This window comes from Chryseobacterium sp. HR92, assembly GCF_045689405.1.
Classification (GTDB): domain Bacteria; phylum Bacteroidota; class Bacteroidia; order Flavobacteriales; family Weeksellaceae; genus Chryseobacterium; species Chryseobacterium viscerum_A.
Window position 1 is genome coordinate 4309225 of record NZ_CP139139.1, and the last position, 12298, is coordinate 4321522.

The window sequence follows — 12298 nt, forward strand, 5'->3', positions numbered from 1 at the left end:
TTTCATATTCAAATAAAAACGAAACAGGAAGATTGATTTGATTCATCCTACTGATGATAAAATTTATTAATCAGTAATCCAATAATCTGTCTTACCAAAAAATATCAATAAATTATAAAATACATTGCAAAATTTCCGAAGGCACAAGTAAATTATATACAATAAAATAAAATTTTCACCCTGCCGATATTCTCCTTTTTTCATAACTTTACTTTAAATTTCAGCTTTGGCTAATCTCTATAAAAAAGACTCTCCTTTTCAGGTTTATATTTCATTCAAAAAATATTTGGATGTTCTGGAGCATATCCGACATAACGACAGACTGGAATATAGAGTCAACTATGCAGAATCTTTGATCGAAAGCATCAGAAATTTTAAAGAGCTCAGAGAAGGGTTTCAGGATACTGCCCTTCTTGAAAAACATGAAGACCTCATCAGGGTGCTTCTTGCAGATCTTTTCCCAACCGGGCTTACCAAAAATGAGATAAAAGCGGCAAGTATTCCTCTTTCAAATATCACTTTCAATTACACCGAAAGGTTTAAAGATATTCTCAAAGATGCAGGAAAAGACTTCGAAATAGAACTCAGAAATATTTCAGATAATGAGTTTTATGTATTTTGCTGCTGCCTTATTCTCCAGAGCTATTTCAAAAAAGATATTAAAAGTACAATTCCTTTCTATTATGATATCCCCAACAAGCAGGGGATTATGAAACATTATAAGATTACAGTCAATTCAGATTTTACGGAAATTGCCCCTACAGAAGATGCTAAAATCCCATCTGATGATGTTCTGGATATGCTGTTGGAAAACCTGGATGATTTTAAACTCTGGAAAAAACATTTCCCATCGCAATCCTGGATACTAAAAGGATTTACCATTATTTCACTGGTAGACTGTACGTCTGAAGTAGCCCTTTCTGACCTGAAATCAAGCATGATTGAGATTGATCCCGAAGATTTGAATCCCAATGAAAATCTGACTGAAATTTTCAAATCCTATTTTGATGTTCCGGAACTCAGCTTCGGACTGATGACTTTCAACAAAAAAGAACAGAAACTGGATAAACTTCCAATTTACGACAGTCTTCTGACCAATCATATCCTCGATTTCTGGATCAATGCTTTTGATGAAGAAACCCGTAAGAACACTTTTAATAATTTAAATCATAATTCAAAACCAGTAGTTGTTTCAAATGTAAATAACCTGGACGAAAATGTCAAACTGCTTCCTTCCTTCAGTATTTTGAAGGACAATAATGTCAACAGCTTCATGGTAATTCCTATCATGAAAGATGGCGAGCTCCTTGCGATCATGGAATTCACCTCTCCTATTGCCGGCAGTTTCAATGGTTTAAAGCTCAAAAAATTAGAGTTTTTTACCGATATGGTTCTTTTTTCTTTAAGCAGATTCTACTTTGAGAAAAATTATCAGATAGAAGCTATTATCCAGCGTGAATATACTACCATTCACGATAGTGTGGTGTGGAAGTTCAGGAATGAAGCTGAAAAATACTTCACTGCATCACTGGGGAAAAAAATATATACTTTAAAGCAGATTGCTTTTAAAAATCTTACTCCTCTATTCGGGGTTTCTGATATCCGTTCTTCTTCAGAGAAGCGTTTTAATCTGATGCTGCAGGATCTTAATCAGCAGATTGAATGGCTGAATGAGATTTTTCTACTCACCAATTCCGATTCAGAAAAATTCTTACTGGCACTGGATATTTTTGAGAATGAATTAAACAATGAAATCAAAGCGGATACGGAACAGCGTTTTCAAAGATTATTAAGGGAAGAAATTCATCCTTTTTTACAGGGGAAACTGGAAGTAAGAACCTCCAGAGAAATAAAAGCAAAGATCAAAGATTATTTTTCACACATCTTTGCCCCTACAGATCTGTTTTATCATCACAGAAAAAACCTGGATGATTCTATCACTCTGGTCAACCGAAAACTGGCAGATTTACTGGATGAAAGCCAGATAAAAGCGCAGGAAATTTTCCCGCACTATTATGAGAGATTTAAGTCTGATGGTGTGGAGCATAATCTGTACATTGGTCATACTATTGCTCCTGAACTGCATTATACCTCAAAAGTTGTCCACAAACTGAGATACTGGCAGCTGAAAACCATCTGTAAAATGGAACTTGAGTTCCAGTTGTTCAAAAGAAATCTTCCTGTACAGCTGGATATTGCTTCATTGATCTTTGTGTATAATGAAAAAATAGACATTCGTTTCAGAATGGATGAAAAACGATTTGATGTAGATGGAGCTTACAATTCCTATTACGAGATTATCAAAAAACGTCTGGATAAAGCACATGTGAAAGACTCTTCAGAACGCATCACTGCTCCCGGAAAAATCACCATTGTATATTTCGGAATGGAAAATCAGAAAGAATACCTCGACTACATTTCAAAACTTCAGAAGAAAGGAGTATTACAGTATGATATAGAATTTTTGAAAGTAGAGGATCTCCAGGGAATTACCGGATTGCTGGCGCTGAGGGTTTCTTTTACACTTCCTGAGGAATAGAATAAAAACAATTTCTAATCCACAAAATAAGTATCCGGCTTCTTCAGCTCTCCTTGAGGAATTCCTGCCTGTTCAAAAATAGAAAACTCAATTGTGCGGCAAATACTGTTCAGGGCAAGGTCATTTTCTTCTTCACCAAAAGGTTCACCAATCTCCTGAATAATGGCATCCAGAGCTATAAAGGTATAACTGATCAACAAAACAATTAAAGGCATCATCCACCCCAAAGAATCTACTAATCCGAAAGGAAGCCAAAAGCAGTAAAGATATACAGTACGATGCAGAAGGACGCTGTAAGCAAATGGTAACGGAGTGTTATAAATTCTCTCACATCCTCCGGAAATATTAGAAAACTGGTTCAGCTGATGATCCATAGAGGTCATTACAATGGTATCAATATTTCCTTTTTTATTCTGTTCGTTCAGCCAGTCTGCAATAAATCCAAGAATAATACTGGGAATAAATTTTTTATTCTTCACCTGTCCCAATTGTTCAGGAGAAAGAAGTCTCTCAAGGTGTTCTGTTCCGGATTTATCTCTTAGCTGAAAGTTCAGTGACCAGGAAAATGCAGAGATAAGCTTAATGATTTTCTGTTTTTCTTCCTGAGCTCCGGGAGAAGAATCATTCACTAAGGATAAAATCTGTCTCGTCAAAGATCTGGTTTCAATGACAAGTAATCCCCAAAGCTTCCGCCCTTCCCAGAAACGATCGTAGCTCGCAGAATTACAGAACCCCATAAATATAGCAAGAGCCAATCCTATCAATGTAAAAATCGTAGGATTCAGATGCACTTTATAATCAAAGATTCTCCCTTTGAAAATATAGATAGCCAGGGAAAACAGCGTAATGATACTAAGCTGAACAACAATTTTCTTTAATACAGAACCTCTCCATATAAATAACATTTTCAGCCAATTCGTTCGCTGTCTGACTATCATTTGTGTATATTTTTAATTAAAGACTAAGAAATGCATACCCAAAAGATAAAACGGAAATAATAATCCCTGCCATAAAGATCTTATAAGTGATGGATAAAAGCTTGTACTTCCTGTCCAGAACTTTCCCAAGATAATACAGGTCTTTTACCATAGAATCATAAATATAGTCTCTGTCTTTGATAAGGTCTTTCATCGCATTGTGATAGTCATCAAACAACATCTGCTGAAAGTTTCCAAAGAACAGCAGGTTTACTTTTCTGTTCACAATATCCTGAGCTGTAAATGTTGTTTTGGTTACATTGGGTTTTGTAGACAAAATAGCAAATATAATGGTAAATACACTTGATAACAGCAATATGAAACTCGGAAGAATCAGATGTGAATTTTTAGGAGCATCTAACTTCGGAACCAATACAGAAAGACAAACGGAAATAATGATTGCATTTACAGATAAAAGGATATTGGCCTTACTGTCTGCAATATCACTCAGTCTGGTATGGTTGTTAAGTGTTACTCTGAACAAAGTATCTACACTTCTGTCTGATTTTTCTTTTTCCTTTTTGCCTTCTGAGTTTTCCTTTTTATTCTCTTTTTTTTCTTCTTCTTTCTCCAGCTTCTTTTCTATCTTTTTAATGTTTTTCTTTTTCAGAGGTTCCCAGTTTTCTTTAGCATAATCCGTATAAAAAGTATGCTTGTTTTTCAGCATATCCAGATTTCCGGCATTCCATTCTTCATTAGAAAAACATTTTACATTGGTAAGTTCCCATTCTTTTCTCAAAGCATCGGAAATATCGCTATAATCGTGACCTGCAAAATGACTGAAATCAGCATCTTTTACAATCTTTTCAAGCAAATTCTGAGGTTCATAATGTATTTTCGTCGCCAGAATCAGTTTTTCAACATCCGCGATATAATTTTCGGGATAATTTTCCTGCTGTAGAAAGGCTTTCATCACCTCCACACTCCTCTCTTCATGGTTCAGGGCACACTCTATATACCCGGTATCATGAAACCATAATGCTACGAGTACTTTCTCCTGATCCTCTTCTGAGACAGGAGTATTTTTCATGATTTCCTCAGCCTTATTGACCGTATAGGCAGTATGGATAAAATTATGGTAAAAATATACCGAAGATAACTTATCTTTGAATAAGATTTCAACATAATTTTTAGCTTTTTGTAGAATGCTCATTCCTGAATTTTTGTTAATGTAAATTTATGAATTTATCCTTTAAAACTCATCTAAAAAATACTTCTATTGTTCTTCGAACCGTAATGTCCGCAGGAGTCCTTTATTCCTGTGCTACCTATAACGTACAAAAGGGCAAAAACTTATTTGAAGTAAAAGATTCTGAGATAAAATCTGAAAACGATTTTAAACTTTTTCTCATTGGAGATGCAGGAAACGCAGATGAACCTCAGGCTCAAAAAACACTGAGTTTACTGAAAAGCAAACTGGATTCTGCAGACAGCAACTCTATGCTGATCTTTTTGGGAGACAATATCTACCCAAATGGTATGCCCAAAGAAACAGATAAAGAATATGCCTCAGCTAAAGACAAACTGGAAAATCAACTTGCCATAACCAAGAATTTCAAGGGAAAAACATTGGTAATTCCCGGAAATCATGACTGGTACAACGGACTGGAAGGATTGAACACCCAGGAAGGGCTGGTAAAAAAATACCTTGACGACAAAAAAGCCTTTCTGCCTAAAAATGGATGTCCAATTGATGATATCAACGTTTCTAAAGACATTAAGCTTATTGCTGTAGATACGGAATGGATTATTGCAAACTGGGACAATTACCCCGGAATCAATAAAAACTGTAATATCAAAACCCGTGAGGATTTTTTCACAGAGTTTAAAGATCTTATCATTAAAAATCAGGGTAAAAAAATCATTGTTGCTTTACACCACCCTATTATCAGCAGCGGAACCCATGCAGGCTTTAATTCTGCAAAATCACATCTTTTTCCTTTAAAAAGTAAGATTCCTGTTCCCGGTGTTGCAAGTTTAATCAATATATTAAGGAGTTCTTCCGGAGCCAGTCCTGAAGACATCAATAACCAGCATTATGCAGATCTGGCCAACAGACTGAAAAGCATTGTTCAGGATAAGGAAAACATTATTTTCGTTTCCGGACATGATCATAATCTTCAATATCACGAAGATGGAAACTTAAGACAGATCATCAGTGGTGCAGGTTCCAAAACAGACCCGTCTACCATTATAGAAAAAACAGATTTTTCTTACGGAGGAAGCGGTTTTGCTATTTTAAATTTCAGAAAAGACGAAAGTACAGATGTTGAGTATTTTTCTACAAAAGATGCACAGCTTCAAAAACTGACCCATATTTCAGTAATTTCTAAACCGGATGTATTTGTGAATAATTTTCCAAATTCTTTTCCACAGACATTCTCTTCCACCATCTACCCGGTACAGCTTACTCAAAAAAGAAAATTTTACCGCTGGCTTTGGGGAGATCATTACAGAAACTATTACGGAATTCCGATTGAAGCTCCGACCGCCAATCTTTCTGAATTAAACGGCGGATATATCCCTTTCAGAGAAGGTGGAGGAAACCAATCTAACAGTTTACGTTTGAAATCTACAGATGGACAGGAATTTGTGATGCGTGGAGTGAAAAAAAGCGCTATCCGTTTTCTTAACAATATGGCTTTTACAAAAAGTACATTGGGTGAAGAACTCACGGATACTTTTCCCGAAAAATTCCTATTGGATTTTTATACCACCAATCATCCGTTTACTCCGTTTACGATTGGAAATATGTCAGAAAAACTGGGTATTTTCCACAGTAATCCAAAACTGTATTACATTCCTAAGCAGCAGGCTTTGGGAAGATATAACGAGAATTACGGAGATGAAATGTATATGATCGAAGAACGTTTTTCTTCTGATCCCAAAACATTGGCTTATCTCGGCAATGCAAAAGATATTGTTTCTACAGATGATGTATTAAAGAACCTCAGCAAAAGCAGCAAATATTCTGTTGACAGAGAATCCTACATCAGAGCCAGATTATTTGATATGCTTATCGGAGACTGGGACAGACACTCAGATCAGTGGAAATGGGCAGAATATGAAATGGGTGATAAGGTAGTCTACAAACCTATCCCTAAAGACAGAGATCAGGCATTCAGCAAATATGACGGAGCTGCATTTAAGCTTATTATGAATGTTCCGGCAATCCGCCATATGAAAACCTTTACAGAAGACATCAGCAGTGTCAAGTGGCTTGCTATGGAACCCTATCCAATGGATCTGGTCTTTTTAAAAGGGTCAGATCAGACAGAATGGGAAACACAGGCAAAATATATTCAGGAACACCTTACTGATGCAGATATTGATGATGCTTTCCATAATCTTCCAAAAGAGGTACAGGATGATACCATTGCTGAAATTCAGAGAAAACTGAAAGTAAGAAAAACAAAACTTCAGAGCTACGCCGCTCAATACTATGATGTATTACAGAAAAAAGTATCTCTGGCAGGAACTGTAAATCCTGATAAGTTTGTCATCACCAAAAACGGGCATTCAGTGCTGGTACAACAATATAAACTGGGCAAAAATAAAGATCAGAATGAACTGGTTTTTGAAAAAAACTATCATGATTCAAAAACAAAAGAACTATGGATATACGGACTTGAAGATGATGACGTCTACGAAGTAACAGGAACGGGAAATCCAAAGATGAACATCCGGCTGATTGGTGGATATAATCATGATACTTATAATGTTGCAGATGGAAGGAAAGTAAAGATTTATGATTTTAAATCTCAGAAGAACACTTATAATGCCGGCAATGCAACCAAAAACATTACGGATGATTATGACATTAACAGCTATAATTATAAACACCCGAAATACAATTCTTTTGCAGGATATCCAAATTTGGACTACAACCCGGATGATGGTGTCATTGTAGGTGTTCTGGCCAATTATACAGTTAATAATTTTATCCGTGATCCTTATACCCAAAGACACAGCTTAAAAGCCAATTTTTATACTGCTACTGCAGGATTTAGCCTTACATATAAAGGAATATTTAAAAAGGCAATCTCAGGTTGGGATTTCAATCTGGATGCATTTTATACTACTCCAAGATTTTCTCAAAATTTCTTTGGATTGTCCAATGAAAGTGAATATGACGAAGAAACTACAGAAAGAGAATACAACAGAGCCAGAATTTCAAAATTCAACTTTGCGCCTTCTATCTCTCAGAAGAGCTGGATGAATCTGAGTCATCAGTTTCAATTAACTTTTGAAGATAATAAAGTCCAGCGAAAAGCTGACCGTTTCATCAACCAGTCACCGGACGTAAGACCAGGCGTATTTGACAGCCAGCAGTTTGTAGGAGCCAATTATACATTTGGCTATAAAAATGCTGATAATACAGCTTTCCCTACTCTTGGGCTGGAATTTATGCTTAATGCTGATTGGAAAGCAACTCTTTCTGATTTTAACAGAAACTTCCTGACTGTAAAAGGAAAGCTTGCCATTGATCATAGAATTGATAAGAAAGGAAAATTTGTTTTTGCCAATTCCAGTAACGTAATGTGGATTAATAATAACAATTTTGAATTCTATCAGGCAGCGGCTATTGGAGGGAATAATGGTATGAGAGCTTTCAGAAATGAGAGATTCTCAGGAAGATCTTATTTTACCAATAACTCAGAAATACGATGGGATTTTGGGAGAGTAAGAAACAATATTATTCCTGCAAATATGGGAATCCTTATCGGATATGATATTGGCCGTGTATGGAATGACAATGAAAATTCCAGAAAATGGCACCAATCTGCCGGTGCAGGTGTTTGGTTAAGTATTGTAGAAATGATGTCTGCAAGACTGAATTATTTCTATGGCTCAGATGGCGGAAGACTTTCTGCAGGGATAGGAATGAAGTTTTAAGCTTTTCCATTCAAAATAAATTATCCTTCATTTTTGTAATTAGCATTGAAATTTCAGAGCAAATACAAAATACTGTTTAGCAGTCTATCAACTCATTAAATTGAATTTTCAAAAAAAACCAATTTAAATAAAATTTAATATTTCAAATTTTTTACTCGCATTTTTTAATATGGCTTTTAAATAAAAGCCATATTTTCAGCTATATAAGTCAAAATCAAACATAGTTCAATATACTTATCAATTCTTTAAAAAATGGACATTTAAAAAACATTTTATATTTGCTGCAACAAAAAATCAACAAATGATGAAAAAGAAGCTATTGTATATGGCATTATTTATCATGTTTACACACGTACATGCGCAGATAGGGATTAAAACATCAACTCCTCAAAATACTTTACACGTCAATGGTTCCCTTCAGGTTGTTAAAGATCTTAATGTAGGTGGAGATGACAGAACAAAGGGAAATTCAGGTAACAAAGGTGAAGTATTAATGTCAAACGGGGCCGGAAATACTCCGGTATGGAAAACGATTGAATCTGAAAACTTCTTAAAAGTAGTGTATGTCGGAAACAAGACAGATATCAGTCCATCTAACGGCAGCTATACAGGAACACATTCTACTCCGGTTAATACGCATGAGAGTTACTCACAAACTTATATCTTCAATATAAGTAATAAGATTGATACCGCTTACTTGACTTATAACTCAACAACAGGCCTTTTCACGGTAGTAAAACCTGGATTCTACAATATAGTTCCTTATGCGACCTACGATCTCAATTTAAATCCATCTGGACAAACTGCAGGAACAGCTAATTCTTATATCCAAAAAATGTCTCCGGCACTTACCACGCTTGCAGGCATATCTACAGGACATGGAGAACGCACTACAGGATTGAATCATAATCTGTCATCTATTAACTTTTTCAATACAGGAGAAACCTTCAGGATACGATGCCGTTATACCCAGGATTTCCGATTGTCAAGTGGTAATATTCATATATCTTACCTTACTCCATAAGCAATAAACGTCAATCACTTCATAACATTCATATATTCAAAAACCCCACAGATTTCTCTGTGGGGTTTATTAGGTCTTTTATGGTACCGGAAAATATAATAATACTTGTCCGTTAGCATCATATTTATAATTCCATGTTTTTGTTGATGTTTTTGGAGGAATATTAAGAACTAAGTTTACAACAGTAGTTTCTTTTTTTCTGAAATTATTAACGGATAAACTTTTCTCAAAAAAAGTATCATTGATCAGATAAAGTTTTTTAAATGGATTTGGAGCATTATCAAAATCAGAATATATAGTGGTGGTCATCTTATTATCTACTCCATTTATTCTTTCCAAATACTCGCTTTTAGTAAGATTGTTGCTGTTATAATAATAGGTTGTGAAATATTCGTAGTTTCCAGGACCAGGAAATACCAAATGGACACTTTTTAATTTATCCTGTTCATAAGTATAAGTTCTTTCAAAAGATAGAGAACTTATACCAGTACTATTATTTACATAATAATGTTCTTGCTTTGAAGGTCTATTATTATCCATTATATAATGATATTCGTTATGCCCTACAGCATTTGCCACATCCAATTGACTTACCACTACTTTATTATTAGTATAAGATAATTTAGTAATATGATCAGCAAAAAACAAATTTTCAAATTGTACATATAGTGGATAAAATCTGCCTTTAATATTAGTTAACTTATCATTTTCAAATGTAAATTCATAAAACTCTTTAGGATTAAGAGTTCCAGCACCATCTGAACAATATGCGTAAGCTTTTTCTGTCTGTATAACCGGAGGCGGTGGTGGAGTGTCTGCTGGAATATCGTCATTACTGCTGCATGAAAACAGACTTAATGCGAGTGAAAGGTAAAACAATTTTTTCATGGTTAGTTAGTTAGTTAGTTAGTTAGTTAGTTAGTTTATTTTTTATAAAAAATATAATTTATTTTAAAGAAAACGTATACACATTTCCACCTTCATCTTTTCCTTTCTCATCTGCAATCATTAATGTTTTATCATCAAGAAAAACAATAGCTTCTTTTTGCGAATTATGATTTAATGGGATTTTCTGAATTTTTGCTGAATTAAAATTATCTGTAGTAAATCCGGTAAGAACATGTACATTTTTATGGGTTAACAACACAATTTTATCTTTCGTACTGTTGATTGTCGCAGATGTGATAGCAGCATCATTGTAACCGCCCTGAAGTTTTAATGTTCCTATTAATTTTGCTTCAAAATCCCCTTCTTTATTAGGCACCTGGAATACAAGAAAAGTTCCGTCAAAACCTTTGCTTCTGTTTTTGGTGAATAAGTAAAAGTTACCATCCATCTCCACAAAAGCTTCACAATCATATAACAGGTTAGATTTTTTCGGTGGAAATTCCGTCTGCCCCTGATAATGGAATTTTGTAGTCTGAACAACTTTTGTCGTTGTCTGTGCAGTGCTGGTAAGATCCGTTTTTAAAATCGCAAGATCGGTACGGTTATTATCATTATTTCCAAAATCTCCAATATAAATATTGCCCTGAGAATCAGATATAATATCCTCCCAATCTGTATTTTCTGTGTTTTCCACAGGTACTTTTGCCAGCATATCACCTTTATCACTCAGACCATATACTGCATTTTTATTTCCTCTGTCTTCTATCACCCAGATTGTTTTCTTATCTTTTGACAAAGTAATTCCGGAAACTTCCTTCAACTTCTTAGGCAGGGGAAACTGTATTTTAAGTTCGTCCTCTTTAGCAGGAGAATTCTGAGCTTTGGGATTGCAACTCAATAAAAACAAAACGGGTAAAATCAGAAAGCGTAACATATTTATTATTATTTTTTTACTGAACATAAGAAGCATTAATTATTCCAATCAGGAATTATGAAAATTTTTTGGCCTTTTCCCAGAGAACATCCATTTCTTCCAGAGACATATCTGCCAATTTTAAATCCTGCTCTTCGGCAAGCCCTTCCATCTTTTGAAATCGTGAAATAAATTTCAGGTTAGTTCTTTCCAAAGCAGAGTCAGGATTAATTCCAGAGATTCTGGCATAATTGATCAGTGAGAAAAACACATCACCCAGCTCCTGTTCCTTTTTATCAAGATCAGTTTCAGCATGAAACTCCTGAATCTCTTCATCTACTTTTTTCCATGCATCTTCCGCATCATGAAATTCAAAACCTATTCCTTTTACCTTATCCTGGATTCTGTAGGCTTTTACTAAACTCGGTAAACTTTTCGGCACTCCGCCCAAAATGGACTTATTTCCTTCTTTTAGTTTTAATTTTTCCCAATTCTGTTTCACCTCTTCCTCATCTTTCACTTTGGTATCTCCATAGATATGAGGATGACGGAAAATCAGCTTTTCATTAAGGGAATTGATCACATCTGCTATATCAAAACTTTCTTTTTCAGAACCAATTTTAGCATAAAAAACTAAGTGAAGAAGAACATCTCCCAGTTCTTTTTTTATCTCCTGCAAATCATTCTGTAAAATGGCATCTGAAAGTTCATAGGTTTCTTCAAGGGTAAGATGGCGAAGCGACTCTAAAGTCTGTTTCTGGTCCCAAGGACATTTTTCACGCAGATCATCCATGATATCCAGTAATCTTCCGAAGGCCTCTAGTTTCTCCTGTTTCGTATTCATAAGTAATGGGAAATTCAATCTTATACAAATGTAAGGGTTATTTTGGGTCTGTGGTAGTGGTTCTGGGTGAAAGTTTCGGGGTCCAGGATGTGAGATGCGGGTTACAGGTTTAATGTTTAAAGATAAAGATGAAACTTGAACCTAATGGAAAATTCCCTAATCCCTACTATCTGCCACCTGCCACCTCGTAAAAAAACCAAAAGCCTTGTCAGGAAAT

8 protein-coding genes are annotated in these 12298 nt (G+C 35.1%); 3 read left to right on the plus strand and 5 right to left on the minus strand.

Going from position 1 to position 12298, the window contains the following annotated elements; all coding sequences use genetic code 11:
* Window positions 1–226: 226 nt before the first annotated feature.
* Window positions 227–2539 carry a GAF domain-containing protein gene (locus SFA27_RS19505; RefSeq protein ID WP_407294356.1) on the plus strand — a complete coding sequence of 771 codons (2313 nt, stop codon included), beginning with the start codon at window positions 227–229 and terminating at the stop codon, window positions 2537–2539.
* Between the two features lie 14 nt (window positions 2540–2553).
* Here the strand turns inward: SFA27_RS19505 and SFA27_RS19510 are convergent, their stop codons facing one another.
* Entirely contained in the window at window positions 2554–3477 is a 924-nt protein-coding gene (locus tag SFA27_RS19510) for a bestrophin family protein (RefSeq protein ID WP_264519170.1), read from the minus strand.
* Between the two features lie 16 nt (window positions 3478–3493).
* On the minus strand, window positions 3494–4669 hold the full coding sequence (locus SFA27_RS19515) for a Pycsar system effector family protein (RefSeq protein ID WP_047377747.1): 1176 nt from the start codon (window positions 4667–4669) through the stop codon (window positions 3494–3496).
* Between the two features lie 26 nt (window positions 4670–4695).
* On the opposite strand from SFA27_RS19515, the gene SFA27_RS19520 reads away from it, so the two are divergent.
* Window positions 4696–8412: a metallophosphoesterase gene (locus SFA27_RS19520; protein ID WP_407294359.1), complete on the plus strand. Its 3717-nt coding sequence runs from the start codon at window positions 4696–4698 to the stop codon at window positions 8410–8412.
* A 301-nt stretch (window positions 8413–8713) separates the two neighbouring features.
* On the plus strand, window positions 8714–9436 hold the full coding sequence (locus tag SFA27_RS19525) for a hypothetical protein (RefSeq protein WP_407294361.1): 723 nt from the start codon (window positions 8714–8716) through the stop codon (window positions 9434–9436).
* 78 nt (window positions 9437–9514) lie between these two features.
* Here the strand turns inward: SFA27_RS19525 and SFA27_RS19530 are convergent, their stop codons facing one another.
* From SFA27_RS19530 to mazG, 3 genes are read right to left on the minus strand one after another with little or no spacing between them, the layout of a single operon-like run.
* The gene (locus SFA27_RS19530) at window positions 9515–10324 is read right to left on the minus strand and encodes a hypothetical protein (protein WP_407294363.1); all 810 of its coding nucleotides are present in this window, start codon (window positions 10322–10324) and stop codon (window positions 9515–9517) included.
* A 58-nt stretch (window positions 10325–10382) separates the two neighbouring features.
* Window positions 10383–11258, minus strand: coding sequence for an SdiA-regulated domain-containing protein (locus SFA27_RS19535; RefSeq protein ID WP_407294365.1), 876 nt, complete (start codon window positions 11256–11258; stop codon window positions 10383–10385).
* A gap of 55 nt (window positions 11259–11313) precedes the next feature.
* Window positions 11314–12081, minus strand: coding sequence for a nucleoside triphosphate pyrophosphohydrolase (mazG, locus tag SFA27_RS19540; protein ID WP_047377742.1), 768 nt, complete (start codon window positions 12079–12081; stop codon window positions 11314–11316).
* Between the last annotated feature and the right edge of the window lie 217 nt (window positions 12082–12298).

Excerpts from the sequence above, each read along its gene's own strand:
- SFA27_RS19510 (WP_264519170.1), bottom strand. The coding sequence starts at position 3,477 with ATGATAGTCAGACAGCGAACGAATTGGCTGAAAATGTTATTTATATGG.
- SFA27_RS19515 (WP_047377747.1), bottom strand. The coding sequence starts at position 4,669 with ATGAGCATTCTACAAAAAGCTAAAAATTATGTTGAAATCTTATTCAAA.
- SFA27_RS19520 (WP_407294359.1), top strand. The coding sequence starts at position 4,696 with ATGAATTTATCCTTTAAAACTCATCTAAAAAATACTTCTATTGTTCTT.
- SFA27_RS19525 (WP_407294361.1), top strand. The coding sequence starts at position 8,714 with ATGATGAAAAAGAAGCTATTGTATATGGCATTATTTATCATGTTTACA.
- SFA27_RS19530 (WP_407294363.1), bottom strand. The coding sequence starts at position 10,324 with ATGAAAAAATTGTTTTACCTTTCACTCGCATTAAGTCTGTTTTCATGC.
- SFA27_RS19535 (WP_407294365.1), bottom strand. The coding sequence starts at position 11,258 with ATGTTACGCTTTCTGATTTTACCCGTTTTGTTTTTATTGAGTTGCAAT.
- mazG (WP_047377742.1), bottom strand. The coding sequence starts at position 12,081 with ATGAATACGAAACAGGAGAAACTAGAGGCCTTCGGAAGATTACTGGAT.